The sequence below is a fragment of the Dokdonella sp. genome (genome assembly GCF_044227025.1).
Lineage (GTDB): Bacteria > Pseudomonadota > Gammaproteobacteria > Xanthomonadales > Rhodanobacteraceae > Dokdonella_A.
Genome location: NZ_JBGAFX010000009.1, coordinates 1 through 24131 on the forward strand (window position 1 = coordinate 1; position 24131 = coordinate 24131).

Genomic DNA, 24131 nt, shown 5'->3' on the forward strand with positions numbered 1-24131 from the left:
CACTGCGAGGTGTGCTCAGCCTGGTGCTCGCGCACCATCCGAACTGCTCGCTCTCGTACTTCCGGGGCATACTTGTTGGGCTTCTTCATGACTCCATCCTCTCAAAGGTTGGAGCCTCCGGGAAAGCCGGGGCGATTCATTGTTAGCCTACAGCGACATGTTACTGACCGAGCAGTTTTGCCTTTTCTCGATCGAATTCTTGTTGGGTGAGCGCACCAGAGTCTAGTAGGCGCTTCAAGCGCTCAAGTTGAGCAAGTTTGTCGTCGGTACTCAGCTGCGCATCCGCGACCTGCGGCTGAGGCGAGCCTTTACTCACACAGCGGAAGCGTAGCGTGGCCTCAGGAAATCCTCCAAAGGGTCTTGCGGCCTTTGAGTCCATCGAGATCGTTTCCATCACCTGGGATTTCTCGGTGCAGAAGTCTGATGCCTCCTCATAGGCCTTCTTTTGCAAAGAGCTCGACGAAACAAAGCCAGTCTTTCCAGTACGCATGATGATGTATGCGTCAGGACCATCCGGAATAACCCCAGTGTTTCCGGCGAAGACGGCCAGGGGAAACAACCCGACAACAATAGCGACCATGAGCTTCACTGAGGCCTCCGAGAATTCCGATCTGAGGGCTAACAACCAAAATAAGGTGCCGACGCACCGGATGCAAAACTTGAAACCAGTATTTTCACGGAGGTCGCCTTGATTGCGTAGTTAGAGGTCAGTGAGTGACTCTAGCTGACCAGAATAAGCAAACCGACAGAACACGTAACTGGCCGCAACCGCCATCGAAATCACCGCCAACCCGGAAAGAACACCATTGGACAAAAATGGGACTCCGATAGCGATGCTAATGGCATAGACGAAGAACGGTCCGCCATAGCCGAGGAGCCTTAACAGCGCGAGTAGTGGGGCGACAATAACAAGGCCGCACACAAAGACGTAAACAGGCCCGACAATTGCACCAAGGGCAATGTTCTTGACTATCTCGATGCCAGAATATTGGTCTTGATAGAAAATCGCAGCGACGGCTGATAACAAAAGGCCCAGAGGCATGCCCGCCAGAAGACTTGCCAGGGCAACATTGCCAATGATGTTTTCTGGGCGCGCCGAGAATGTGTCCATGACCTCTAACTACAATTAGACCCCGGATCCGGGGCGTAACACATATCCTGAAACGTCGATCCCGCACCCGTCAAGGCGATTACTTGATGCGCATCGTGCACTTGCGCGCAATTGCTGCGGCGAAATTCGTGTGTGTTATCCAGCGGAATCGAGGGCGTAACCGGTTATCGCCGCGGAAGCGGGAGATATCACCGGTGCCGATGCGGTGGCTTGAACAGATTGGTTGGGCGCTTTTCGCCCAGACACAAACGCGCCGGCATGCACCGACACGTTCATCCGATGCGCGATTCCCCCGGAACGCGGCTCGCGGGGCGATCACGCGACAATGAGGCTGTTCCGAACTGGTGCCCACACGCGAACCGCCGACGCCGTGCCAACGTCAGGTCCAGTCCGCGTGCTTCTCCTCCAACGCCAACTGCGCCATCGCACTACGGTAGCGTTCCATGTACGCGCCGCGGTCGCCGTCGAAGTGCAGCGCCTCGCCGACGAAGATGTCGACGAAGAACGGCACGATCATCCATTCGCCTTTTGGCAATGCCCTACCGAGGCCATAGGTGTAGACCGGGATGACCGGCACGTCGGGACGGCGTTCGGCGATGCGCGCGAGGCCGGTCTTGAACTCGGCGATCTGCTCGGGCTCGCCGCGCGACCCTTCCGGGAAGAACACGAGGATCTCGCCGCGTTCGAGTGCAGCCGCGATCGGTGCGAGCAGGTCCTCCTTCTCGTGGGTGCGCTGGCGATTCAGCGGCACGATGCCGACCACGTTGAGCGCGAACCACGCGAGCAGCCTGTTGCGCAGGAAGTAGTCGGCGGCAGCGACCGGACGCACCTTCGGCAGCAGGCGCAGCGGCAGCAGGCTGATCATCGCCATCGCGTCGAGATGGCTGTTGTGGTTCGCGGCGAGGATCGCCGGACCCTTCTGCGGCAGGCGTTCGCGATGGCGAACGTTGAGGCCGAGCACGAACAACACGACCAGGCGCACGAGCACGCCGTAGAAGAACAGCCGCAGCAGATAGCCCATCGCGTGCCCTTTGATTCTCGCGTCCAGCGCCGGAAAGCGCGATGCCCTTCGTCAGAAATAGAAGAACGCCATGAAGTGGAAGAACAGCGGCGCGGTGAACAGCAGGCTGTCGATGCGGTCGAGGATGCCGCCGTGGCCGGGAATCATCGTGCCGGTGTCCTTCACGCCGATGTCGCGCTTGACCGCGGAGATCGTGACGTCGCCGAGGAAGCCGCCGAAGCCGATCATGAGTCCGACCGCGACCGAATCCATGCGCGTGAGCGGCGTCAGCACCGGCGCGAGCAGCACCGCGACGACCGTCGTCGTGAGCGCGCCGCCGACGAGGCCTTCGACCGTCTTCTTCGGACTGACCGGCTCGATCACCTTGCGCTTGCCGAGCGTGCGGCCCCACACATATTGCAGCACGTCGTTGAGTTCGGTCAGCAGCACGACGAACAGCAGCAGCGCCGCACCGTGCGCGCCGACGGAAGGCTTGCCGTCGGGCAGCACGAGCAGGTAGGCGAGATGGCTGAGGCCAAACACCATCATCATCAGGCCCCAGTGGATGGTGCCGGCCGCGCGCAGGAAATCCTTCGTCTCGCCACGCAGCACCATGCGCATCGCGATGAACAGGAACGCCCACACCGGGATGAAGATGAGGAACATGTGGTACCACTGGTTCCACACCCACCAGTACTGGATCGGCACGCACAGGTAGGCCCAGAACAGCACCCCGCGGTCGGCGCGACGGGTCGGGATCAGCGACAGGTATTCCTTGAGCGCGAGGAACGACAGGATCGCGAAGAAACCGATCGCGATGCCGCGCCGGAACAACAGTGCGACCGCGAACACCGCGACCAGCACCCACCACGAGTTGACGCGCGCGGCGAGTTCGACGTGCCGCGTGACGTCGCCGCGCCGCATGATCGCGACGATGACGGTAGCGACGACGAGCAGCGCGACGATCGCGCCGAATGTCCACAGCACGTTCGGCGGGATCCACAGGTGCAGCGATTCGAGCTTCAAACGGCATCTCCTTTCGGACGTAGTTCCTGCAGCGCGCGACGCGCGCGTGTGACGATGGCGGCGACGCCGAGCGCGGCGCACGCCCACAGCAGCCAGCCGAACCATTCGACCCGCAGCCAGCCGAGACCGAGCGCCAGGCCGGATGCGCCGATCACGAACGCGCGATCGCTCTTGCCGAAACCGTCGTAGCGCCGGCTCGCGCCGATCTGCACGCCGACCACCCCGGTCATCTCGACGATGACGCCGAGCAGCACGAATACGACGATCGCGGCTACCGGAAAGCCGGGCCGCAGCGCAAGCGGCAGGTACATCGCGGCATCGCCGACGACGTCGCCGAGTTCGTTGAGGATCGCGCCGAGTCTGGACTGCTGCGCGTGTTCCCGCGCGAGCATGCCGTCCACCGCGTTGAGCGCCATGCGCAGGAACAGCGCGAGCGGCAGCACCAGCAGGATGCGCGGGTCTTCCACAAGGGCGACGGCGGTGCCGACTGCGATGCACAGCACGACCGCTGCGATCGTCACCTGGTTGGCCGTCACGCCCGCGCGTGCCAGCGCGTTCACCAACGGACGCAACAGCGCCTGGAACGCGGGCTTCAACTTGTAGATGCTCGGCATCGTTCCCCCGATGGATGCGCGGGAAACATAGCAGATCGGCGCTGAGGGCGAGGAATTGGCGGCACGCGATGCGCGCGCAGGAGCGCGCAGGAGCGCGCCGCTTCTACCGGGGCCCCTTCGGCAACGGTGAACGGCGGACGAAACAGCCCGCAGGGGCGCGCGCACGATGCGCGCGCGTTCGCCGTCAGTGCATGGATGCGCTGTCGGCGAACCTCGGCCGACGTTCACTGACCCGCCGGGCAGGATGTCCGGCGGGCGTTGCCGCGGGTGCCTTTTCTTTGGGTCACCTTTCTTGGGCAAGCAAAGAAAGGTGACCGGCTCGCAGGGATGCGAGTGGAAAACGCACGGATGCGGGTTGGTCCTCGCGAGAGAAACAAACATCCAAGCGAAGCCCAACACACGCGCCGGTTGGCGCAACCGCTGCGTCCCGCTACATTGCGCGTCCCGCTCGCCCCGATGCTGCCATGTCCGACGCCCGCCGCTGGTTCGACCTATCCTCGCCATTCCGCATGAAGCGCGGCGGTGAACTCGTCGGTGCGCGCCTCGCCTACGAGACCTGGGGCACACTCGGCGCGGCACGCGACAATGCGATCCTGATCCTGACCGGCCTGTCGCCGAGCGCGCATGCGGCGTCGAATGCGGAGGATCCCTCGCCGGGCTGGTGGGAGGAGATGATCGGCCCGGGCAAGCCGATCGACACCGACCGCTGGTTCGTGATCTGCGCGAACACGCTCGGCAGCTGCAAGGGTTCGACCGGCCCGGCCGAGGTCAACCCGGCGACCGGCGAGGTCTATCGCCTCGATTTCCCCGAGCTGACCCTCGAGGACGTCGCCAACTCCAGCCACGAACTCGTGCGCGGCCTCGGCATCGAGCGCCTCGCCTGCCTGGTCGGCAATTCGATGGGCGGCATGAGCGCCCTCGCCTACCTCGTGCAGCACCCCGGCAGTGCGCGCGACCACATCAGCATCTCGACCGCGCCGCAGGCGCAGCCGTTCGCGATCGCGATCCGCTCGCTGCAGCGCGAAGCGATCCGCCTCGACCCGAACTGGAAGCAGGGCCACTACGACGACGATCACTATCCCGAAGCGGGCATGTCGATCGCACGCAAGCTCGGCGTCATCACCTATCGCTCCGCGATGGAATGGGTCGGCCGTTTCGCACGCATCCGCCTCGATTCCGAACAGCGCGAGGAAGACCCGTTCGCGGTCGAATTCCAGGTCGAATCGTATCTGGCCGGGCATGCGCGCCGCTTCGTGCGCAGCTTCGATCCCAACTGCTACCTGTACCTGTCGCGCGCGAGCGACTGGTTCGACATCGCCGAACATGGCGGCGGCAAGGTGGATGCGGCGCTGAAACGCATCGATGTCGAGCGTGCGCTGGTGATCGGCGTGGAAACCGACATCCTGTTTCCGCTGACGCAGCAGGAACAGATCGCCGATGGCCTGCGCGCCGCCGGCGCCGAGGTCGAGTTCGTCGCGCTCGACAGTCCGCAGGGACACGACGCGTTCCTGGTCGACATCGCGCGCTTCGGCGCGGCCATTGCCCGCTTCCTGGGCACCCGCTGAGAGACCTTCCGCATTCGCGAAACGGGTCGAGGCGCTGCGCCGCTCGTGCGAGCGTGCGGAGATTGGATTCCTGGCGAAGCACCGAGCGCTGCGATGCAGTGCCTGCGCGCGTCTCCGGCACGGGGTAGAATGGCGGGATCGCAACGATCTGTGGTCAGCCATGCTCTCGCTCGAATTCCCCGGTGCGCGCCAGTTGATCGCCGCGATCGACGCCGCGGTCGTGCTGCCCGACGAGGCAGCGACCACCGACGCGCTGCGCCACGCGTTGTGCAGGCTGATCCGCAGCCCGGACGTGCAACTCCCCGCGTGTGTGTTCGAGCGCGAGGACGACCACTATGCGCGACGCGAGCTGTACCTCAGCGAGGAACACGGCTACAGCGTGGTCGCGATGACCTGGGGCCCTGGACAGGGCACTCCGATCCACGACCATGCCGGGCAGTGGTGCGTAGAGGGCGTCTGGCAGGGGTTCCTCGAAATCACGCCGTACGAACTGGTCGAATCGAAGGATGGCCAGTACCGCTTCGAGCCGCGCGGCACGATGAACGCAGGCGCGGGTTCCGCCGGCAGCCTGATCCCGCCGCACGAGTACCACACCATCCTCAATCCGAGCGAGGACGCGAACGCGGTCTCGCTGCACATCTACCGGCGCGCGCTGGAAAACTGCTCGAAGTTCTACCCGACCGGATCGGGCTGGTACCGATGCGACCAGTGCCAGTTGGTGCTGGACAGCACGCACTGATCTCCTGCGACCACATGCAGCAATACGCGCGCTTGCCGTATACTGCGCGACCCGCGCGGCCCACGGTCCGCGCGCGCCCTTGCCGAAGTGGCGGAATTGGTAGACGCAGTGGACTCAAAATCCACCGCCCTTAAAAGCGTGCGGGTTCGAGTCCCGCCTTCGGCACCACACATCGATCCTCGTCGCGACCTCTGCGGATACGACGTCGGCCGCGGCTCAAGACAGGCTCGCACCCGGAGCGCTCGGGCACGCGGTTCGCAACTGAACCCGAGGCACCGTATTCGCGGGACCGTTCAGGGCCTGTTGAGTGGATCCCCCTCAGATTCCCACGAACACCAGCATGCAGTGGCCATCGCGATGCATGGTCGGGAACGTCGTATCGGTAGCGGGGAAACGCATGGCTCACTTCGTTATGCATGTCGTCTATGAGACATTGCCTGCCGCGTGGCATATCCAGCGCGACGGACGATCGCTGGTTGCGTTCAACACGAAGGCCGATGCGGTCGTGGCCGGCCAGCTTCATGGCCGCAAACTGGCGTCAGAGGGCGGCAACGCGCTGCTGGTCCTGCATCGGGAAGACGGTTCGATCGAAACCGAATACCGCTATCGGTGCGACCACCGTCGGCTCGCCCTCACTCCCCGCGACAAGAGTCCGGGGGCAGTGACCGTCCTCTAGCGCGATCCGCTCATCCAGGCCGACAGACGGCGGCATGCGTTCGCGACCGATGGGCGCATCGCGATGCGATGGTGCGCTTCGGACGCTTCCCGCATCGCAATGCCGTGCTCGGTCGCACCCCTGCGCCCGAAGAACGGGCCTGGCTCGACACGGCGGCGGGTTTGGCTGAACATTGGCGGGGCCTGCAATGCGAATCGGGCGTAAAGAGCCAGCACAGGGCACGAATCCTGCTTCGCCTTCGGCACCACTCGCCCACTGGAATGTCGATGAAACCGACCCTCGCGGCCTCGCTGCTCACCCTCGCCCTGTGCAGCGGTTGCGCCTCCACGCAGTACCGGCCGCTGGTCGATTCCGGCGTCAGCCGCGGCAACTACGACGATGACGTCGCCGACTGCCAACACCTCGCGGACCAGCGGCCAGCGGCGGCGCAAGCCGTCGGCGGCGCGACCGCCGGCGCGGTACTCGGCGCCCTCTTCGGCCTCGCCGTCGGCCTGCGCGGCGACGACGTTGCCCATGTCGCCGCCTGGGGTGCCGCGAGCGGCGGCATCAACGGCGCCGCCTGGGGTTCGGACGAGCAGCGCGAGATCGTCTCGCGCTGCATGGCCGGCCGTGGCTACAACATCGTCGCGAACTGACGATACCCGGATCAGCGTTGCGACGATTCGAGGAATTCGCGCAATGCAGCCTGCTGCCGGCTGACCTCGGACGCCAACTCCGGCGCCAACGCTTGCTTGTCGCTTGCCACCAGAGCCTGCTGGTCCGTGGTTGCGGCGGCCGGATTCGCCGGCGCATTGGCATTGATCGACGTGAGCTCGCCCTCGTAGAGAACTCGCGAAGCCGTTGCGCCGGAGCCGTTGCCGGTCGGGTTGCTGCTCAGCAAGTGGACCCAGCCAGCACCAAGGCCGCGATGATCATCCATGCCGAGCGCATACGAATGCACGTAGCTGCCCGACTGCAGCGCGGTAATGATGTACTCGCCGAGAGAACTCGAATAGGAACCGAGCGCGACGTGGGTTGACGAACCGTCCGCATGGCCGGCAGCGTAGACCGTGCCGTCGTTGCCGGTGTACTGGTGGTCGAACACGATCCAGTCACCCGTGACGAGCCCGCCAGCGTTGATGGTGAATACCCATTCTCCGTAGAGCAGATCGCGCGGCGATGCGAACCCGTAGTTGAACTTGGAGATCTCGAGCGGGCCGTTCGGCGTGGTCAATGTCGCCGTCTGGTTGGTGTGGAACTGGATCGACATCGGGCCCGCCGCACCACTGTGCGCCGTCGGCTGGTACGCCGGGCAACCGAAGCACTGGCCATCGGAATAACTGTCGTAGGAACTCTGGAAGCGGCCTGTCGCGTGGTTGTAGGTCCCCGACGACAGGTACCAGATCGGCGCCCCGTTCTGGGTATAGATGAACGTCGTGACGATCATCGTGCTGCCCTGGATGTCGATGTTGAAGCCGCGTCCGCCGTCGCCTGCGTGAGCCCACAACCCGGTGGCGGGACCACCGATCGTGGTAAAGGCGACTGCCTGGAGGCTGCCGAATGCAAGCCCGAGTGCCACTATCCATGCAAAGCGTTTCATGCGTTTTTCCCCCGGTTGGTTGAGACTGAATCGCCGCTCCCGATCCGCGCTGGATGGCCGGTTCCGGCTGCCGCTACTCTGGGCGCTCCCATCGCCCATGTATGTAGGAAAACGGCGCGTCGGGCCGTTCCCGACATCTCCGGCCCGAATGTCGAAACCGGCCCTGCCCGTTCGTCGTCCAGGACAGGAACACGGCCGAGCCGTTCGACCGAACGGACGCCGGTTCGCAAACGAGGAGACGACGATGCGCTGCATGGTGATGGTCCGCGCGACACGCGCTTCGGAAGCCGGCGAGATGCCGAGCCAGGCCCTGATGGAAGCGATGGGGGCGTTCAACGAGGAACTGGTCAAGGCCGGGGTAATGCTCGCCGGTGAAGGGCTCAAGCCGAGCGCCGAAGGTGCGCGTGTGCGCTTCGCCGGCAAGACGCGCACGGTCATCGACGGCCCGTTCGCGGAAACGAAGGAGCTCGTCGCGGGGTTCTGGCTGTGGCAGGTGCGCTCGCTCGAAGAAGCGATCGAATGGGCGCGTCGATGCCCGAATCCGTTCGACAGCGGCGAGTCCGAACTGGAAATCCGCCCGTTGTACGAAGCGGAGGACTTCGGCGCCGAGTTCACCCCGGAACTGCGCGAACAGGAAGAGCGCCTGCGCGCCGAGATCGCGGCGCGCAACTGACGTCCGACCATGAGTTGCGCAGGCGCAACCGGCGCAACATCGCTTGCCCGCAGTTGCAGCTTGTGCGACGCCGGCGGGGATGGTCTCATCCCCGCCCATGACAACCGCCATCCATCGCACGATCGACGCTGTCTGGCGCATCGAGTCTCCGCGCCTGATCGCCGGCCTCGTGCGCATGGTCCGCGACGTCGGCCTCGCCGAGGAGCTGGCGCAGGATGCGCTGGTCAGTGCGCTGGAGCGCTGGCCGCAGTCGGGCGTACCGGACAACCCCGGCGCCTGGCTGATGGCGACCGCCAAGCATCGCGCGATCGACACCCTGCGCCGGCACAAGCTCGCCGATCGCAAGTTCGAGCAGCTCGGCCACGAAATCGAACTGCACCAGGAGGGTGGCGACGCCACGCTCATCGAATCTCTTGATGACGATATCGGCGACGACCTGCTGCGTCTCGTGTTCACGTCCTGCCACCCGGTACTGTCGAAGGAAGCGCGCGTCGCGCTGACCCTGCGCCTGCTCGGCGGACTGACCACCGATGAAATCGCGCGCGCATTCCTCGTGCCCGAAGCGACCGTCGCGCAGCGCATCGTGCGCGCGAAGAAGACCCTCGCCGCCGCGAACGTGCCTTTCGAGGTTCCACGCGGCGACGAGCTGGTCGACCGGCTCGCGGCCGTGCTCGAAGTCATCTACCTGATCTTCAACGAAGGCTACTCGGCGACCGCCGGTGACGACTGGATGCGACCGGCGCTGTGCGAGGACGCCCTGCGCCTCGGGCGCGTGCTCGCAGGCCTGATGCCGGAGCACGCCGAAGTACACGGGCTCGTCGCGCTGATGGAAATCCAGGCCTCGCGCGCACGCGCCCGCATCGGCTCCTCCGGCGAACCGATCCTGCTGCTGGAGCAGAACCGCGCGCTATGGGACCAGCTCGCGATCCGACGCGGCCTCGAAGAACTCGACCGCGCGGAGAAGCTCGGCGGCTCGCTCGGCCCATACGCGCTGCAGGCTGCGATCGCCGCATGCCATGCGCGCGCGCGCAGCGCCGGCGACACCGAATGGCCGCGCATTGCCGCGCTTTACTCGCTGCTCGCGCGTGTCTCGCCCTCGCCGATCGTCGAACTCAACCGTGCCGTCGCGGTTGCAATGGCAAACGGGCCGGCCGACGGGCTCGCGATCATCGACACCCTCGCCAACGAGCCGTCGTTGCAGAACTACCACCTGCTGCCGAGCGTACGCGGCGATCTCCTCGCCCGCCTGGGTCGCAACGACGAGGCGCGCAGCGAGTTCGAGCGCGCCGCCGCCCTGACCCGCAACGAACGCGAACGCGTGCTGCTGCGCTCGCGCGCCGAGGCGCTGGGCTGAGGCCTGGGCGCGCGCTTCAGAGGCACGTCCTAGGCAATGCTCTCGACGCCGCCCATGTACCGGCGCAGCGCTTCCGGCACGCCGATCGAGCCATCCGCGTTCTGGTAGTTCTCCATCACCGCGATCAGCGCGCGGCCGACCGCGACGCCGGAACCGTTGAGGGTGTGCACGAGCTCGGTCTTGCCGGCTTCCGGATTGCGCCAGCGCGCCTGCATGCGGCGCGCCTGGAAATCCGTGCAGTTCGAGCACGAGGAGATTTCGCGATAGGTGTTCTGCGAGGGCAACCAGACTTCGAGATCGAACGTCTTGGTTGCGGTGAAGCCCATGTCGCCCGTGCACAGCAGCATGCGTCGGTACGGCAGGCCGAGTCTTTCCAGCACGACCTCCGCGCAGCGCGTCATGCGCTCGTGCTCGTCGAAGCTGTCGGCGGGCTTGCTGATGCTCACCAGCTCGACCTTCTCGAACTGGTGCTGGCGGATCATGCCGCGCGTGTCGCGCCCGTGCGAGCCGGCTTCGGCGCGGAAGCACAGCGAGTGCGCGGCCATGCGCAACGGCAGCGCGTCGGCTTCGACAATCTCGTCGCGCACGATGTTGGTGAGCGACACTTCCGCGGTCGGGATCAGGTAGCGTTTCGTCTCGCCGACCTCGGTCGCGAACAGGTCCTCCTCGAACTTCGGCAACTGGCCGGTGCCGCGCATCGCATCGGCGTTGACGATCAATGGCACGTTGCATTCGAGGTAACCATGCTCGCCCGTGTGCAGGTCGAGCATGAACTGCGCGAGCGCGCGATGCAGTCGCGCGAGTCCGCCACGCAGCACGGTGAAGCGCGCGCCGGAAAGCTTCGCGCCGGTGTCGCCGTCGAGCCAGCCATTGTGCGCGCCGAGTTCGACATGATCCTTGACCGCGAAATCGAACGCGCGCGGCGTGCCCCAGCGGTGCTGCTCGGCATTGCCGCCCTCGTCATTTCCGACGGGCACGGACTCGTGCGGCAGGTTCGGGATGCCGAGCGACGCTGTCGCGAGGCGCTCCTGCACCTCGGCGAGCGCCTGCTCATTCGCTTTCAACTGGTCGCCGATGCCCGCGACTTCGGCCATCAGCGCGGCGGTGTCCTCGCCCTTGGCCTTGGCCATGCCGATCGCCTTCGAGCGCGTGTTGCGCAGGTTCTGCAGCTCCTGCGTCTCGGTCTGCACGCGCTTGCGCTCGGACTCGATCGCCTCCAGCGCGGCGGTATCGAGCGTGTAGCCGCGCGTCGCGAGGCGCTGGGCGGTGTCGGCGAGATGGCCGCGCAGGAGGGCCGGATCGAGCATGGGAATTCCGCGGAAACGTGGATGGATCGCGGATTATCGCGGCTTGGCCGAGGCATGCGCAAACCGCCTTGCGAATCCACATCCCATGCACGGGATTGCGACCTCTGTGGGAGCCGCGGAAGCCGCGCCATCTTCGCGAGACAGGCCAGGCGCATCGCGGCGTCCGCCGCTCCCACACGAGGCGCTCCTACACCGCCGGCCCGGCGCCGCTGGCGATGCGCCCGATCGTCGCGTCCTTTTCTTCCCACAGCGCGCTCATCCATGCCTGGAAGCGCTCGCGGAATGCCGCGTCGCCCTGGTAGTCGCCGCCGACGAACTCGCGCGGGATCGGTCGCTCGCGCACTTGCAGGCGTACTTCCCTGACCTTGTCGCCGAACAGGTCGAGCATCGTCGGACGCCCTTGCGGATAGACGATCGTGACGTCGAGGATCGCCTGCAACCCCTCGCCCATCGCGTCGAGCACGAACGCGACGCCGCCGGACTTCGGCTTCAACAGGTGCCGGTGCGGCGATTGCTGCGCGGCATGCTTGGCAACCGTGAAGCGGGTTCCCTCGACGAAGTTCATCACCGAAACCGGGATCGAGCGGAATTTCTCGCACGCGCGCCGGGTCGAGGCGATATCGCGGCCGGCCAGCTCCGGTCGCCGCTCGACCTGCTCGCGCGTGTAGCGTTTCATGAACGGGAAATCCAGCGCCCACCATGCGAGGCCCATGAGCGGAATCCAGAACAGCTGGCTCTTGAGGAAGAACCGCAGCAGCGGAATTCGCCGGTTGAACACCTTCTGCAACACCGGGATGTCGACCCAGCTCTGGTGGTTGGCGAGCACGAGGTAGTGGCCATCGCGGCGCAAGTCCACATCACCCTCGTCGACGACGAAGCGCGTCTGCGTGAACAGGTCGATCATGCGGCTGTTGAAGCCGATCCAGCTCTCCGCTATCCCGGTCAGCAGCGGATTGCAGGCGACCCGCACCGCCCTGAACGGCAGCAGGGCCTTGAACAAGGCGACCGCGAACAGCGGCAGCACGTGCAGCACGGTGCTCGAACCGATCAGGATCGCGGCGAGGACGATGCGCAGGCCAGCCGGCAGGTGATGCATGCGATTCCAGGACGGGTACGTCCATGCAGGGTAACGGTGATCGCGCCCGCAAGCGAGCGTCCATCGGCGCGGTCGCGGCCTGGCGACGACCCGACCGCGATGTCGATTTCCGTCTCCGCCGTTCGTCGTCATCGACGCGAGCCGGCCAGTCGGCCCGCCGCGGGTCGGCGAATCCGACTCCTGCACTTCACCCTGGAGGAAGCAGCACGATGCGATTCCTGTCGATGGTACGAATCAACGAAAACTCGGGCGTGGTGCCGAGCGCCGAGCTCATGGCCGACATGGGCAAGCTGATGGAGGAAATGACCAGGGCCGGCAAGCTCGTCGACACGGCCGGGTTGCGTCCGACCGCGGAAGGCAAGCGCGTGCGCTTCGAGCACGGCAAGCTCAGTACGACCGATGGCCCGTTCAGCGAGAGCAAGGAAGTGATCGGCGGCTACGCCATGCTCGAAGCAGAGTCGATGGAGGAAGCACTCGAACTGACCCGGCGCTTCCTCGCAGTCCACGGCGACGAATGGAACGTGGAATGCGAGGTGCGCCAACTCGAATGGCATCCCGATTGCGCGGGGCGGGGCAGCTGACGCTTGCGCCCGGGCGCCTCATCTTCGTCGTCCCGGCACAAGCCGGGACCCAGTTCGTTCAGTTCCTCCGACGGCAACGACCGCAACCGATCGGCTCCCTCTATCCCGCCTTCTTCGCCGCGATCCAGTCGTCGACCACGCGCTCGAGCAGGGCAAGCGGCAGCGAGCCGTGCACCAGCACCTGGTCGTGGAATTCACTCAGCACGAACTTCGGTCCGAGCGCCTGTTTCGCCTTCTCGCGCAATTCGAGAATCTTCAGCATGCCGGCCTTGTACGCGAGCGCCTGGCCCGGGTCGACGAAGTAGCGCTCGATCTCGGCGGTGACGTCGGTCTCCGACATGCCGGTGTTGTCCATCATGTAGGTGATCGCCTGCTCGCGCGTCCAATGCTTGTAGTGGATGCCGGAATCGACCACCAGGCGCACCGCGCGCATCATTTCGTCGCGCAGTCGGCCCAGGTTGTCGAGCGGGTCCTTCTCGAAACCGAGCTCCCAAGCGAGGCGTTCCGCGTACAGCGCCCAGCCTTCCGCGTACGCGGTGAACGGCAGCACGCGACGGAAGAACGGCACGCCCTGCAGTTCCTGCGCGATCGAGATCTGGAAGTGATGGCCCGGTATGCCTTCATGGTAGGCCAGCGTGCGCATCGCGAACTTCGGGTTCTCCTCGGTGTTGCGCATGTTCGCGAAGAACGTGCCGGGGCGCGTTCCGTCGAACGAGCCGGGCTGGTAGTACGCGCCCGGCGCGGTCTTCTCGGAGAACTCGGGCACCGCCTTGACCTGCACGCCGAGCTTGGGCCGCACGTGGAACGCGTCGCCGAGATGGGCGTTCACGTCGTCGAGGATCGACTGATACTGCTCAAGCATCGCCTTCTTGCCTTCCGGCGTGTTCGGATAGGTCGCATCGGGCATCCTTGCGAGCTGCTGCACGCGCGGCCCGATCGGGCCGTCGACGAGCCCCTTGTCCCGGAGGATCGCATCCATCTCGGTCGTGACGCGCGCGACTTCCGCGAGGCCGAGCGTGTGCACCTGCTCCGGCGTCATGTCGGTCGTGGTGTGCATGCGCACCAGATAGGCGTAGTACGCATCGCCGTCCGGCAGGCTCCAGGCGCCGTCGTTGCGCGTGACCTTCGGCTGCAGCGCGGCGAAATAGTCGATCAGCGTGCTGTAGGCCGGGTACACGTTGCGCTCGATCGACGACTCGACCCTGCCGAGCAGCGCATCGCGATCGGCCTGGCTCATCGCATCCGGTGCGATCTTGTCGAGCTTCTCCTTGAAATTCGTGTACAGCGTGTGCTGCTTCGCGGGCGTCGCGACGAACGCCTTCATCTGCGCGAGCACTTCGTCCACCGTGAACTTCGGCGGCACCACCTTGTTCGCCTCTCGCAGGCGCAGGCCTTCGAGCACCTGCGCGAACTTGTGCGGGAACAGGTCCAGCCGCGCGATGTAGGCGTCGGCATCGTGGCGGTTGTTGACCTGGTGCGTCTGGGCCATGAAGTCCGGCAGCGTCGACTGCACGCCGAACAACTGGTTGACCGGGAAATCGTGGTCGCGGAATGTGTCGCCCTCGACCTGCATGGTCAGGAAGTAGTCGAGCACGTCGTAGGAAAGCTGGCCTTCGCGATCGAGCGCAGAGCGGTCGTAGCGGTGCAGCGTCTCGACATCGTTGCGCACCATTTCGGCCATTTCGGCCTCGTGCGCGGGCGAGGCGTCATCGAACTTGCTGCTGTAGAAGTCCGCCCACGGCGGCAACACGCGCAGGTTGCTCAGCAACTCCGGACTCTGCAACGCGAATTGGGCGAATACGCGGCCGTAGAACCAGTCGATCGAATACGGCTTGAAGTACCAGACGTGCACGAACAGCGCACCGCCGAGCACGAGCACCAGCAGGACCAGCCTTAGCAGCCACTTCAGAAGCGTACGCATTGCCCTTCCCCGATCCGCAAAAAGGGGAAGCCTACCCTGCGTCGCGGGCTTGCGTCATGCGCCGGAAGACACGGTATCGATGCCTCATGCCGGCGTCCGGGTAGCGGACGGCCTCAGAGATAGCGCCTGGGTCCGCCCGCGGGACTGCGTCGCACGTCGTCGCCGATCGGAATCACGTCGCCGACATCGACGCGGCCTTCCGGTTCCCTGAACTTCGGATCGTAGGGGTTGTCGCTCTCGCGCAGTTGGCGGTACGCGATCGAGCCATCGACGGCGCCGGCACCGGTGATGCCGAAGGCGTTCTGGGTGCTGCTGTTCGCCTTCGCAGAGTGCGGGTTCTCCGGATTCGAAACCACGGTCATGCCGGTCGCGTCGCGCCCCCCGACCTGGACCGGACCGGTGCCACCGCCGATATGCGAACCGGTCGCCTCGTTGCGCACCTGTACCCACCTCTGCTTGGCGCGCTTAAGCGCGACATCGTCCGCATATTTCTTCTTCAGATCGCGCCAGATCGCGTTCGCGCGTTCGTATTCCTCATCGGTCATGCGCGAATAGGCAAGATCGCGCGCCGCGACGTAATCCTTGTCGCCACGCTCCGCCGCGAGCGCGAGCCAGGCGAGTCCGAGCGGCTTGTCCTCGGGAACGCCCTCGCCCTTGGTGTAGATGACGCCGAGGTTGTACTGCGCCGGCTTGTACGCCCACGACGCCGATACTTCGTACATGTTGATCGCGAATGCGTAGTCGTCCTTGCGCACGGCGGTGACACCCTTGGCAAAAAACACCTCGCCGGGTCGCGCACTGTCGCGTGGCTGCGAACCGCGCACCTGCGAGGTCGCACCGTTGTTGAGCATCGGGTCGAACGCTGAAGCCACGAGCGGCAGCGTGGCGGCGACCGTGCAGCCTATCAGGACGGAGAGATGGACGGTGCGCATGATGAACGACCTCGCAATCGCGTGCTGTCCGTGAAAACTACCCTTGACGATGAGTCCATGCAACTCCTGCCCCGCGCTTCGCCCGCGGCCTGTGCCGCGCGTCCGGAACGGCGCATACTACGCACGCCAATCAGGGAGGGGAGTCCGTGATGGTTTCGATGCGATCCACGGTGCCGGCGTTCGGCAGCGCGCCTTCCAGCGTGCGCATTGGCGGAAACCGCCGCATGCTTCGAAAGCAACTCGCGATACTGCTCGGCGCGTTCGCCATCGCCATCGCGGCGTCCGTGCAGGCATCGCCGACGGTCCACGTGCTCGCGCCTGCCGCGTTGCTCGGATCCATTGGCGGTGGCGGCGACTGCAATGACCTCGATGCCGCGGTTTACCCCGGCCACGCCGAGGTCGTCGGCAACGGGTACGACGATGACTGCGACGGACTCGCCGACGAGGATGCCAACAACAACCCGTCCGGCGATGTGTCCGACTTGGACGGCGACACCTTTTCGCTCGCGAACGGCGACTGCAACGATCATGTGCCGAGCATCCACCCCGGCGCGACGGAAATCGTCGGCAATTACGTCGACGACGATTGCGACGGACTCGCCGACGAGGATGCGGCCAACCATCCATCGAACGATTCGGCCGATCGCGACGGCGACCACGTGATCATCGCACCGGACGCGATCTTCGCGTGGGGCTTCGATCCGTTCTAGGTGCGCGAAACACAGCGCCGCATCAGCGACCCGTGCACTTCTCGTATTCGCTCTTCGTGACTTCCTCGTTGTGGTTCGCGTCGCAATCCGCGAAATGCTGGCTCAGCCACGCGTCGTTGCGCGCCTGTTCGATCTTGAGCGCACCCGCCTTGTCGGTGTCGAGCATGCCGAAATCGAGCGGCTGCGGCGCCGCCGGCTGACCATTCTGGCGCGCACCGGTGATGGTGCCCGTGGAAGGCAGCGGATTGCCGTTGGCGTCGCGCGGCACATCCCGTTGCGTGTCCCGATTCGGTTGCCCGTTGTTCTGCGCCGTGCCGATCGGTGGCGGCGTGGTGTTCACGGGCGGCGCGCTGGTGTTCACGGGCGGAGTGCCCGGCGGTGGCGGCATCGAGGTGCCGACGGGGGGAGCGGATGCGGGCGCGGTCGGAGCGGAGGACTGCGCCGACACGAGGCCGCAACCGAGCAACGAGGCGAGAGAAACGCAAAGCATGGTGGTCTTCATGGTCTTTCCTCCGCAGTGACCCGGATCGACCGGGCAATCGCATCATTCGCGCACGACGATCAGCACGTCGCCGGGAGACCCGCCAGCAGGTGCCTCGCTCGTCGCGGCGCGAATGTCGATGCGCGTCGGCTCGACTCCGCGCGCGGCGAGGTAGTCGCGCACGGCAAGCGCGCGATCACGCTGATCCCCACGGCCACCGAAAGCGACAACCCTGGCGATCATCTGCGGCTCATCGTCGAGCACCCTTGCGAGCGATTCCAGCGAGCGTTCCCCGGTTGCGGTCAGGCCAACGTCGCCATTGCGGAAGTTGAAGTCCGCCAGGCGCACCACGAGTCCGCGCTCGTCGACCGCAGACTCGCTGTTCGGCAGGCGACGTTGCATTTCGAACAAGCGCTCACGATCGTCCTGCATCGGCCCGCGCACGTCTCGGCGCCGAAGCTCTCCTGTCGCCAATGCAACCGAGGTGCGCGCACCGACGCGCTCGCGCTCCATCGCCAGCTGTTCCCCGCGACGCTCGGCGTCACGCGCGAGGGCGCTGGCTTCGGCGATCTGCAGCAGCTTGTCGGCGAGGTAAAGGCCCTGCTCGTAATCGCGGGGCGACAGCGCGCGTGCGTTGCTGGCGAGCGTCGCCACGGCGGCATCTGCATTGGCGAGCTCGGCGCCGCCGTTCGCGGCGACGCGCGGATCGGCATGCAGGCGGTCCTGTTCGGCCTGCAGGCGCACGACGTCCGCAGGCGGTCCGTGTGGCGTGGCGGCACAGGCGCCGAGAGCGAGCAGCACGACGGCAAACGCTGCGTGAGCGATCCGGGGCCACATCAAGGCGATCATGGCGCATCTCCATTGACAGTTCCGGCCTGCAATGCGTCGAGGCCTCGCTGGATTTCAGCAGTCGCCGCTTCCGCCCGCTGCTGGCGCGAGCGCGCCGAAGCGAGATCGCCGTTCACTTTCGCTCGCTCGGAATAGATCGCGACTTCCATCCATGCGCGGTCATCCGCGGCGTGCAGCGCCTGGTCGAGCATCACATGGGCTTCGGCGAGATCGGCGGGCGCGTATCTCGCGGCGTCATCCCGTTCAGCGGCCTGAACGGACGTTGTGGCCTGCGCGAGCTCCAATTGCGCACCGTCCCGATCGATCGCCTGGGCCGATCCGCAGATCGGAATCAGGGTGGCCAACAGCAGGCTGCGCACGATGTTCATGGCGTCTCCCGGTCGACTGATGCAGGTCAGTCGTGCCGCGACTGTGCGTTCGACTGCTTGAACCACCATGAAATGGGCGTGCGCCCACTTCAGCTTCCGTTTCGCAACAAACGCCGCTCATCGTCGACGCGGCAGATCGGCGAAAAAAGGATCGCACGGCGGCTTGACCGCCTGACGAGCAGTGGAGGCAACGTGTCCGCCGCGCGGGCGCGTCAGCGTCCGCGGGTCAGTGCGGCGTCAGCATCATCGCCGCGGTCAGGCGGGATGCCTCGAGCAGGTCGAGCAGGCGACGCTCGACCTGCGGCAGGTCGCCGAGCGGCTGCGATGCATACAGCGAATAGATAGGCTTGGCGGTCTCATCGGTGCCGATCGACTGGCGACCGACGCTGACGTTCGTGCACTGGCTTGCGCGCTCCCACAACGTGCGCAACGCGGCGGGGCCGATGCTCTCGCCCTTGCCGAGCTTGAAGCGGAAGATGACGACAGGCTGTTGCTTCATGTACACGGCTCCGCGGAAGGGGTCCAGTATGCGCCCTTTCCGCGAAGGCCGTTCCGCCGCAGGGAGCGCCGCGCGTGCGCGGCGCAATCCGCCTGCGCTACAAAGCCGTGATCGACGTGACCGGATGGATCTCCCAACGCGTGCCGCGCGGATCCTCCGAGTCGGTGTCGGGCTCGTAATACAACCATCCCGTCACCGCGACCTTCTTGCCGCGCAGGCCCTTCAGCTTGGCCAGGCCGAGGTCCTTGTGATGCGCGCGCGAAGCCCGCGTCACCTCGGCAATCACCCAGCGCGCGGTGTTCTTCTCCTCGCCCATCGGGGCGAGCACGATGTGCGTGTCGCCATCCTCTTCGTTTTCGACCTGCACGAGCACGCCTTCGAGACGCGCGGCTTTTTCGCTCGACCACGCGTCCACGGAGGATTTGTCGAGCAATGCCGCCAACGTGGCATGTTCATCGATCTGCGCGGTCGTCGGCGTCGCATGGCGGTTCTTTGCCGCCATCTCCGACTTGCTCTCACCCTTGTCTTCGTCCGCGAGCGCGATCGATCGGCACAACAACAAACCGATGCCGGCGCAAGCAAGCACCTTGAGGAAGGAATTCATGGGCCGCTCCTCCACGTCTGCCGGCGACAGCACATGTGGCGCCCGCCACAGGCTGGCCGGACGTTGGGCAACATAGCGCAATCGGCGCGGCGGAACCACCGCACCGGTCAATCGACGTGCCGCGGATACGGCGTGCCGTCCTTGTGCGTATACACCCACTGCCCGTCCGCGCACGCAAGGGCGAGGTCGTCGAAAGGATAGACGCATTCGTCGCCGTCGATGCGCGAACCGACTTCCAGCAACACCGCCTCTTCCTCGCCACGGTTCTGCAACTGGTGGGCGACGCCGCTGCCGGCCTTGAAGCCGGCACACATGCCGGGGCCGAGCACCATCTCGCGCTCGTCGCACACCAGCACGACGCTGCCGCTGAGCACGTAGACGAACTCGTCTTCGCGCGAGTGATGGTGGCGCACCGCCGAGGTCGAGTGCGGCGCCAACGTCAGGCGATTGACGCCGAACGTGGTGAGGCCGAACACCTCGCCGAGTCGACGCTTGCTGCGTCCGCGCACGAGTGTCGCGAACGGCTCGGGGTAGCTGGTCCGGATGGCGGGCTCGGGGACATCGAGTGCGTCGATGGCGAGCGGTGGCTTGGAATCGGTCATGGGGAATTCGCACTCCGCAACTCGGGAATCGCGGCGGAGTCTAGCAAGGCAGCACCGTCATGCGACGCGACGCCCGCGCGCCAGATCGAAAGCCTGGATCAGCGCACGCGCTCGTAGTGGCGCACATGCAGGCCTGTATCGGACGGCGCCACCGCGAATTCGACCAGCACGTCGCCGGCGAGGAGGAGGAAGCGCACGCGCTCGCTGTCGTCCGATTCCGCGTTGGCGCATTGCATCAGTACCTGGCGATAGCGCTTGCGCGGATCGAACGGGGCGACCGCCGCGGCGTTCGCACCGTCGACGCTGAAACCGCCCGTAGCGCGGCTGTAGAAGTAGCCGAGCGTCGTCAGCTGCGGGCTCTGCCCGGCCGGGGTCAACTGCGGCGTGTAGGTGAGCCCGCCGCTGTAACGCAACGCGCAGGATTCGACGTCGCGCATCGGCTCGGCGGCGTTCTCCGCATGGATATCGATCCTCGCATTGCCGTCGCCATCGCGACGAATCCGTGCGCGGCCGCGTGTGGCCGGCATCGGGCCGATCCAGTTGCTCGCCTCCCGCTTGAGATCCCACTCGCCATCCCAGCTCGCGTCAAGCCGACCGGTCTCGCTCTGCATGCCTTCAGGTACCCATTCGTGATGGCCGAGGCGATGCAGCAGGAACACCGCCCAGCGCGGATCCTGCTTGAGCGTGCGGTCGATCTCCGCCTCGGCCTGGGCGAGCGTGTCGGCGAGGTCACGCCGGAATTCGGCGACGTCCGGCCCGGAAACGGCGATCTGGATGTTGTTCTGGTAGATCATCGTCGGGCCGAAACGCCAGTAGTCGGGACCGCTCCACGTCGATGGCGAGCCGCCGTAGTAAAGCTGCCGCCCCCAAGTGAGGTAACCGGGCGTGAGCGGCTTGCGGTTGAGCCGCAGGTCACCGAACGTCGCAGTCGCCCAGGACGCACTGGTGGTGTAGGGAACGATCGTGAACGCACGCGGCGCATCCTGCATCACGGCCTGGATGACCGCCCAGCGCCGGAACGCATCGAGCTCCTGCGCGTCGCGCGCAACGTTTCCGCTGGCGCGGATGTCCATGAAGTCGAAACCCATCGCGCCATGGCGCAGCGCATCGAGGACGTGCCTCTGGTTCTCGCGCAACGCGCCCTTGCCGTCTGCCTGCTGCTGCCAGTTGACGATACGCCGCGCCGGATCCGTCGCCGGCACGAAGCCGATCTGTTCGAGGCGCGCGTAGGCGATCGCCTTGCGCGCCGCATCCTCGTCGCAGGTCGATTCGATGCCGCTGCGATCGAGCACCGGCGTCGTCGCGCACTGGCGCAGGATGACTTCCGCGATCATGTCGCCGTGCTGCATCGCCTTGCGCATTGGAATGAGCCACGCCGCGTTGAACGCGGTGCGATAGCGGTCGTACTCGGCGTACGCCGCTTGCGTTGTCGCGATGCAGGCTTTCGATGCCGCTTCCGCGCGCGCGCTCGCCGCGGGGTCCGGCGGCGCATCGCTGCCGTCGCCCTCGTCGCCTTCCGGGTAGCAGTGATCGGTGTCGTCGTAGGCGAAGTGCGTCTCGGCCTCGGCCACATCGCGGCGCAGCGCCCACACGTCGATGAGCCCGCGCGCATCCACCACCGCCACGGGCTTGTAGGAACGCGCCGCCGGTTTCGGTACGTCGGCAGGCACCCCGACGGCCGACGCGCACACGGCGATCGCCGCCATGATCCAGCTCGATTCCATGCGCTACTCCGAACAAGGCGACCGCGGTCCCCCAGGCGCCAGCAGCGTGGCGCGCGCGACTGTCCGCGAGCAGCCGGAATTCTGGCCGGAATCTGGCGCCTGGCGGAGTCCGGAAGGGCGCCAGCCGGCGCTATCGTTCCTCGACCGTCTTGGTCGTCTGGTCGACGACGTAGTGCAAGGTGTCACCGTTGTAGCTGCAGGTGATGTTGAGGCGCGTGTCGGAGACCTGTTCGAATTCCTTGACCCGATCGCACGATTTGCCGAGCGCGGCGAGCATGTCGCGCATGCCCTTCCTGATTTCGGCTTCGTTCTTCTGCAGCTGCGCCTCGGCTTCCTTCGCGACGGCGTCGGCGTGCTCGAGCTCTTCGGCGGTCGGCGCCCGATCGCCCCCGGACGAACAAGCGGCGAGTGCCAACGCGAGCGCCGGCATCCAGTACTGCTTCGACATGGACATTCCCCCAAAAACGGCGGACCCCACGCCGCCGTGCCGGCGATTGTCATGCCGGCTTGTTGCAGGGTCAAGAACGTGCACGCAAGCGGGCCGCGCGCCGGCTGCCAGTGGACGGTTTCACTGCGTCACTCCGGCGCCGTTTGCTCCGTTGGCGCTGGCGCATCGTCCGGCCGGGCCGAACCGCTCATGTAGCGACCGAGCGTCGCCGCCGCATCGGCTGCGCCGAAGTCGTCGCTCCAGTCCTCCATCAGCGCCAACAGCATCAGCTTCTCGAACTCGGCGTCAAAGCGCTGCACAATCGCGTCAGGGTCCTTCACGCGTTTGTGGTCGCCGATCACGCCGAAATGCACGCGGCCGTTGTAGCTGAGTATCGACAGACCGAGTCCGATCGAGCCGGTCTGCGGTACCCAGAACATCAGCTCGCGCACCTCGACGCCGGCCATGAACAGCGGCTGCTGCGGACCGGGAACATTGGTTGCGACGGCGGTCGCCTTGCGGCTGAACAACTCGAGCGCGGGACCCTGCAGCGCGGCGGGCGCCATGCCGAGCGCGGCGAGCAGGCCGAACGCGACGACGGCCTGGCGACGCCCCTTCAGGTCGCGCATCGATGCGGCGACGCGTTCGAGGCGGCGCAGGGGATTCGGTTCGCCGATCGGCAGGTCGAGGAACACGAGGCCGAAATGATTGCCGAGCTTCTTCGCGTGTTCGAGCGGGCGCAGGTTCACCGGCACGGTCGCGCGGATGGTCAGGCCGTCGACGTCCTCGCCGGTGTCGCGCAGATAGCCGCGGATCGCACCGGCAGCGCACGCGAGCAGCACGTCGTTGACCGTGCAGAACAGCGCCTTTCCGAGCGTCTTCACCTCTTCGAGCTGCAATGGTTCGGCCCACGCCACGCGCTTGGCGACGCCCAGCTCGCCCTTGAGCGCGGTGACGGGATCATCGGCGAGGGTCAGCGCAATCGCGAGTTCACGCGTGATCTCGCTGCCTTCGTGCGCGAACTCCGCGGCGACGGCCGGATCGGCCATCATCTGGGCGAGCTTGGCCCAGGTTCTTTCGCCGATCGCGACCACCTTGTGCAGGCCGCCCTGCATCGGTTCGAGCAGGCGTTCGAGCACGCCGCCGCGTTCGCGCTTGAGCCAGGTCTTCGCCAGTTCGGCGCGCGCTTCCGGCTGCGGCGCCGTGTCGGTCAGCGACAGCAGCACCTGCACCAGGGCGAGGCCGTCGGCGTAACAATGATGGATGCGCGCGACGAGCACGCCGCCGCTTCCCTCCGCCGAGGCGTAGTCCTCGATGACATGGAATTGCCACAGCGGCCGCGACATGTCGAGCGAGGTCGACGCGAGCTCGCTGACGAACGCTTGCAGCTCGGCCTTGCCCGCCGCGCCGGGCAGGCGCGCGACGCGCACGTGCGCATCGATGTCGAAGTCCGCATCGGTCTCCCAGCACGCGCTGTTCACCGACATCACGGCCTTCTGGCGAAAACGGCGGAACGCGAGGAACCGTTCGCACAGCAATGCCTTGATCCGCGAGGAATCGAGCGGTCCGGCGAACATCAGCACGCCGGTGATCATCATGCGGTTGGTCGGCCGCTCCATGCGCAACCAGGCCGTATCAACCTTGGCCATCGACTCGCGCGCAGCCTGTTCCTGTTCGGGCACCGTCGGTCTCC

General features: G+C 65.9%; 27 protein-coding genes, 1 tRNA gene and 1 pseudogene. 10 read left to right on the forward strand and 19 right to left on the reverse strand.

Annotated features, from left to right (window positions below):
• Window positions 1–160 precede the first annotated feature (160 nt).
• From ACILRJ_RS17310 to ACILRJ_RS17330, 5 genes are all read right to left on the reverse strand, one after another.
• Window positions 161–580 carry an SHOCT domain-containing protein gene (locus tag ACILRJ_RS17310; RefSeq protein ID WP_395684528.1) on the reverse strand — a complete coding sequence of 140 codons (420 nt, stop codon included), beginning with the start codon at window positions 578–580 and terminating at the stop codon, window positions 161–163.
• 120 nt (window positions 581–700) lie between these two features.
• Window positions 701–1111, reverse strand: a complete 411-nt coding sequence (locus ACILRJ_RS17315; RefSeq protein WP_395684464.1) for a hypothetical protein — start codon at window positions 1109–1111, stop codon at window positions 701–703.
• A gap of 379 nt (window positions 1112–1490) precedes the next feature.
• Window positions 1491–2132, reverse strand: coding sequence for a lysophospholipid acyltransferase family protein (locus ACILRJ_RS17320; protein ID WP_395684465.1), 642 nt, complete (start codon window positions 2130–2132; stop codon window positions 1491–1493).
• A 51-nt stretch (window positions 2133–2183) separates the two neighbouring features.
• Entirely contained in the window at window positions 2184–3137 is a 954-nt protein-coding gene (locus ACILRJ_RS17325) for a phosphatidate cytidylyltransferase (RefSeq protein ID WP_395684466.1), read from the reverse strand.
• Complete coding sequence (locus tag ACILRJ_RS17330; protein WP_395684467.1) at window positions 3134–3751, reverse strand: CDP-alcohol phosphatidyltransferase family protein; 618 nt, start codon at window positions 3749–3751, stop codon at window positions 3134–3136. Before ACILRJ_RS17330 ends, ACILRJ_RS17325 begins: the two co-directional genes overlap by 4 nt.
• Window positions 3752–4215: 464 nt before the next feature.
• Between ACILRJ_RS17330 and ACILRJ_RS17335 the strand changes: the two genes are divergently transcribed.
• The 6 genes and pseudogenes from ACILRJ_RS17335 to ACILRJ_RS17360 all read left to right on the forward strand — a co-directional run bounded on the left by ACILRJ_RS17335 (window position 4216) and on the right by ACILRJ_RS17360 (window position 7366).
• Window positions 4216–5316 (forward strand): homoserine O-acetyltransferase, encoded by a 1101-nt coding sequence (locus ACILRJ_RS17335; protein ID WP_395684468.1) that lies wholly within the window; start codon window positions 4216–4218, stop codon window positions 5314–5316.
• Window positions 5317–5476: 160 nt separating this feature from the next.
• On the forward strand, window positions 5477–6055 hold the full coding sequence (locus tag ACILRJ_RS17340) for a cysteine dioxygenase (RefSeq protein ID WP_395684469.1): 579 nt from the start codon (window positions 5477–5479) through the stop codon (window positions 6053–6055).
• 81 nt (window positions 6056–6136) lie between these two features.
• Window positions 6137–6223: transfer RNA gene (locus tag ACILRJ_RS17345), tRNA-Leu, on the forward strand.
• A 229-nt stretch (window positions 6224–6452) separates the two neighbouring features.
• Window positions 6453–6731 (forward strand): DUF2188 domain-containing protein, encoded by a 279-nt coding sequence (locus tag ACILRJ_RS17350; protein WP_395684470.1) that lies wholly within the window; start codon window positions 6453–6455, stop codon window positions 6729–6731.
• A pseudogene (locus ACILRJ_RS17355) lies at window positions 6665–6877 on the forward strand (DUF924 family protein); the annotation flags it as partial. The gene ACILRJ_RS17350 and the pseudogene ACILRJ_RS17355, both read left to right, overlap by 67 nt.
• Before the next feature lie 120 nt (window positions 6878–6997).
• Entirely contained in the window at window positions 6998–7366 is a 369-nt protein-coding gene (locus ACILRJ_RS17360; protein ID WP_395684531.1) for a hypothetical protein, read from the forward strand.
• An 11-nt stretch (window positions 7367–7377) separates the two neighbouring features.
• Here the strand turns inward: ACILRJ_RS17360 and ACILRJ_RS17365 are convergent, their stop codons facing one another.
• Window positions 7378–8310, reverse strand: a complete 933-nt coding sequence (locus tag ACILRJ_RS17365; protein ID WP_395684471.1) for a hypothetical protein — start codon at window positions 8308–8310, stop codon at window positions 7378–7380.
• Between the two features lie 244 nt (window positions 8311–8554).
• On the opposite strand from ACILRJ_RS17365, the gene ACILRJ_RS17370 reads away from it, so the two are divergent.
• Both ACILRJ_RS17370 and ACILRJ_RS17375 read left to right on the forward strand, forming a co-directional pair.
• On the forward strand, window positions 8555–8983 hold the full coding sequence (locus ACILRJ_RS17370; protein WP_395684472.1) for a YciI family protein: 429 nt from the start codon (window positions 8555–8557) through the stop codon (window positions 8981–8983).
• 97 nt (window positions 8984–9080) lie between these two features.
• Entirely contained in the window at window positions 9081–10337 is a 1257-nt protein-coding gene (locus tag ACILRJ_RS17375; protein WP_395684473.1) for an RNA polymerase sigma factor, read from the forward strand.
• A 29-nt stretch (window positions 10338–10366) separates the two neighbouring features.
• On the opposite strand, the gene serS is transcribed toward ACILRJ_RS17375, so the two are convergent.
• Together serS and ACILRJ_RS17385 are read right to left on the reverse strand one after the other, a co-directional pair.
• On the reverse strand, window positions 10367–11644 hold the full coding sequence (gene serS / locus ACILRJ_RS17380) for a serine--tRNA ligase (protein WP_395684474.1): 1278 nt from the start codon (window positions 11642–11644) through the stop codon (window positions 10367–10369).
• 187 nt (window positions 11645–11831) lie between these two features.
• The gene (locus ACILRJ_RS17385; protein ID WP_395684475.1) at window positions 11832–12740 is read right to left on the reverse strand and encodes an acyltransferase; all 909 of its coding nucleotides are present in this window, start codon (window positions 12738–12740) and stop codon (window positions 11832–11834) included.
• A gap of 209 nt (window positions 12741–12949) precedes the next feature.
• Here ACILRJ_RS17385 and ACILRJ_RS17390 point away from each other — a divergent pair, with 209 nt between their 5' ends.
• Window positions 12950–13321 carry a YciI family protein gene (locus ACILRJ_RS17390; RefSeq protein WP_395684476.1) on the forward strand — a complete coding sequence of 124 codons (372 nt, stop codon included), beginning with the start codon at window positions 12950–12952 and terminating at the stop codon, window positions 13319–13321.
• 100 nt (window positions 13322–13421) lie between these two features.
• Here the strand turns inward: ACILRJ_RS17390 and ACILRJ_RS17395 are convergent, their stop codons facing one another.
• Both ACILRJ_RS17395 and ACILRJ_RS17400 read right to left on the reverse strand, forming a co-directional pair.
• On the reverse strand, window positions 13422–15242 hold the full coding sequence (locus ACILRJ_RS17395; protein WP_395684477.1) for a DUF885 domain-containing protein: 1821 nt from the start codon (window positions 15240–15242) through the stop codon (window positions 13422–13424).
• Between the two features lie 113 nt (window positions 15243–15355).
• Entirely contained in the window at window positions 15356–16174 is an 819-nt protein-coding gene (locus ACILRJ_RS17400; protein WP_395684478.1) for a sel1 repeat family protein, read from the reverse strand.
• Between the two features lie 224 nt (window positions 16175–16398).
• On the opposite strand from ACILRJ_RS17400, the gene ACILRJ_RS17405 reads away from it, so the two are divergent.
• The gene (locus ACILRJ_RS17405) at window positions 16399–16884 is read left to right on the forward strand and encodes a putative metal-binding motif-containing protein (RefSeq protein ID WP_395684479.1); all 486 of its coding nucleotides are present in this window, start codon (window positions 16399–16401) and stop codon (window positions 16882–16884) included.
• A gap of 22 nt (window positions 16885–16906) precedes the next feature.
• Here the strand turns inward: ACILRJ_RS17405 and ACILRJ_RS17410 are convergent, their stop codons facing one another.
• From ACILRJ_RS17410 to ACILRJ_RS17450, 9 genes are all read right to left on the reverse strand, one after another.
• On the reverse strand, window positions 16907–17386 hold the full coding sequence (locus ACILRJ_RS17410; RefSeq protein WP_395684480.1) for a hypothetical protein: 480 nt from the start codon (window positions 17384–17386) through the stop codon (window positions 16907–16909).
• A gap of 42 nt (window positions 17387–17428) precedes the next feature.
• Window positions 17429–18214 (reverse strand): hypothetical protein, encoded by a 786-nt coding sequence (locus tag ACILRJ_RS17415; RefSeq protein ID WP_395684481.1) that lies wholly within the window; start codon window positions 18212–18214, stop codon window positions 17429–17431.
• Complete coding sequence (locus ACILRJ_RS17420; RefSeq protein WP_395684482.1) at window positions 18211–18582, reverse strand: DUF4398 domain-containing protein; 372 nt, start codon at window positions 18580–18582, stop codon at window positions 18211–18213. The genes ACILRJ_RS17415 and ACILRJ_RS17420 overlap by 4 nt, the downstream gene beginning before the upstream one ends.
• A gap of 226 nt (window positions 18583–18808) precedes the next feature.
• The gene (locus ACILRJ_RS17425) at window positions 18809–19081 is read right to left on the reverse strand and encodes a hypothetical protein (protein WP_395684483.1); all 273 of its coding nucleotides are present in this window, start codon (window positions 19079–19081) and stop codon (window positions 18809–18811) included.
• 97 nt (window positions 19082–19178) lie between these two features.
• Window positions 19179–19685, reverse strand: a complete 507-nt coding sequence (locus ACILRJ_RS17430; RefSeq protein ID WP_395684484.1) for a hypothetical protein — start codon at window positions 19683–19685, stop codon at window positions 19179–19181.
• 107 nt (window positions 19686–19792) lie between these two features.
• Entirely contained in the window at window positions 19793–20287 is a 495-nt protein-coding gene (locus ACILRJ_RS17435; protein WP_395684485.1) for a cupin domain-containing protein, read from the reverse strand.
• Between the two features lie 98 nt (window positions 20288–20385).
• The gene (locus ACILRJ_RS17440) at window positions 20386–22011 is read right to left on the reverse strand and encodes a hypothetical protein (protein WP_395684486.1); all 1626 of its coding nucleotides are present in this window, start codon (window positions 22009–22011) and stop codon (window positions 20386–20388) included.
• Window positions 22012–22141: 130 nt separating this feature from the next.
• A complete protein-coding gene (locus tag ACILRJ_RS17445) occupies window positions 22142–22459 on the reverse strand; it encodes a hypothetical protein (protein WP_395684487.1) in 318 nt (105 codons plus the stop codon).
• A 128-nt stretch (window positions 22460–22587) separates the two neighbouring features.
• Window positions 22588–24120 carry a wax ester/triacylglycerol synthase family O-acyltransferase gene (locus ACILRJ_RS17450; RefSeq protein ID WP_395684488.1) on the reverse strand — a complete coding sequence of 511 codons (1533 nt, stop codon included), beginning with the start codon at window positions 24118–24120 and terminating at the stop codon, window positions 22588–22590.
• Window positions 24121–24131 lie beyond the last annotated feature (11 nt).

What these genes read in the sequence shown, in the direction of transcription:
- ACILRJ_RS17415 (WP_395684481.1), bottom strand. Translation starts at nt 18,214, where the DNA reads ATGATCGCCTTGATGTGGCCCCGGATCGCTCACGCAGCGTTTGCCGTC.
- ACILRJ_RS17335 (WP_395684468.1), top strand. Translation starts at nt 4,216, where the DNA reads ATGTCCGACGCCCGCCGCTGGTTCGACCTATCCTCGCCATTCCGCATG.
- ACILRJ_RS17320 (WP_395684465.1), bottom strand. Translation starts at nt 2,132, where the DNA reads ATGGGCTATCTGCTGCGGCTGTTCTTCTACGGCGTGCTCGTGCGCCTG.
- ACILRJ_RS17445 (WP_395684487.1), bottom strand. Translation starts at nt 22,459, where the DNA reads ATGTCGAAGCAGTACTGGATGCCGGCGCTCGCGTTGGCACTCGCCGCT.
- ACILRJ_RS17420 (WP_395684482.1), bottom strand. Translation starts at nt 18,582, where the DNA reads ATGAACATCGTGCGCAGCCTGCTGTTGGCCACCCTGATTCCGATCTGC.
- ACILRJ_RS17350 (WP_395684470.1), top strand. Translation starts at nt 6,453, where the DNA reads ATGGCTCACTTCGTTATGCATGTCGTCTATGAGACATTGCCTGCCGCG.
- ACILRJ_RS17360 (WP_395684531.1), top strand. Translation starts at nt 6,998, where the DNA reads ATGAAACCGACCCTCGCGGCCTCGCTGCTCACCCTCGCCCTGTGCAGC.
- ACILRJ_RS17430 (WP_395684484.1), bottom strand. Translation starts at nt 19,685, where the DNA reads ATGAATTCCTTCCTCAAGGTGCTTGCTTGCGCCGGCATCGGTTTGTTG.
- ACILRJ_RS17435 (WP_395684485.1), bottom strand. Translation starts at nt 20,287, where the DNA reads ATGACCGATTCCAAGCCACCGCTCGCCATCGACGCACTCGATGTCCCC.
- ACILRJ_RS17330 (WP_395684467.1), bottom strand. Translation starts at nt 3,751, where the DNA reads ATGCCGAGCATCTACAAGTTGAAGCCCGCGTTCCAGGCGCTGTTGCGT.
- ACILRJ_RS17400 (WP_395684478.1), bottom strand. Translation starts at nt 16,174, where the DNA reads ATGCGCACCGTCCATCTCTCCGTCCTGATAGGCTGCACGGTCGCCGCC.
- ACILRJ_RS17440 (WP_395684486.1), bottom strand. Translation starts at nt 22,011, where the DNA reads ATGGAATCGAGCTGGATCATGGCGGCGATCGCCGTGTGCGCGTCGGCC.
- ACILRJ_RS17395 (WP_395684477.1), bottom strand. Translation starts at nt 15,242, where the DNA reads ATGCGTACGCTTCTGAAGTGGCTGCTAAGGCTGGTCCTGCTGGTGCTC.
- ACILRJ_RS17375 (WP_395684473.1), top strand. Translation starts at nt 9,081, where the DNA reads ATGACAACCGCCATCCATCGCACGATCGACGCTGTCTGGCGCATCGAG.
- ACILRJ_RS17425 (WP_395684483.1), bottom strand. Translation starts at nt 19,081, where the DNA reads ATGAAGCAACAGCCTGTCGTCATCTTCCGCTTCAAGCTCGGCAAGGGC.
- ACILRJ_RS17390 (WP_395684476.1), top strand. Translation starts at nt 12,950, where the DNA reads ATGCGATTCCTGTCGATGGTACGAATCAACGAAAACTCGGGCGTGGTG.
- ACILRJ_RS17365 (WP_395684471.1), bottom strand. Translation starts at nt 8,310, where the DNA reads ATGAAACGCTTTGCATGGATAGTGGCACTCGGGCTTGCATTCGGCAGC.
- ACILRJ_RS17385 (WP_395684475.1), bottom strand. Translation starts at nt 12,740, where the DNA reads ATGCATCACCTGCCGGCTGGCCTGCGCATCGTCCTCGCCGCGATCCTG.
- ACILRJ_RS17315 (WP_395684464.1), bottom strand. Translation starts at nt 1,111, where the DNA reads ATGGACACATTCTCGGCGCGCCCAGAAAACATCATTGGCAATGTTGCC.
- ACILRJ_RS17340 (WP_395684469.1), top strand. Translation starts at nt 5,477, where the DNA reads ATGCTCTCGCTCGAATTCCCCGGTGCGCGCCAGTTGATCGCCGCGATC.
- ACILRJ_RS17310 (WP_395684528.1), bottom strand. Translation starts at nt 580, where the DNA reads ATGGTCGCTATTGTTGTCGGGTTGTTTCCCCTGGCCGTCTTCGCCGGA.
- ACILRJ_RS17410 (WP_395684480.1), bottom strand. Translation starts at nt 17,386, where the DNA reads ATGAAGACCACCATGCTTTGCGTTTCTCTCGCCTCGTTGCTCGGTTGC.
- ACILRJ_RS17370 (WP_395684472.1), top strand. Translation starts at nt 8,555, where the DNA reads ATGCGCTGCATGGTGATGGTCCGCGCGACACGCGCTTCGGAAGCCGGC.
- serS (WP_395684474.1), bottom strand. Translation starts at nt 11,644, where the DNA reads ATGCTCGATCCGGCCCTCCTGCGCGGCCATCTCGCCGACACCGCCCAG.
- ACILRJ_RS17405 (WP_395684479.1), top strand. Translation starts at nt 16,399, where the DNA reads ATGCTTCGAAAGCAACTCGCGATACTGCTCGGCGCGTTCGCCATCGCC.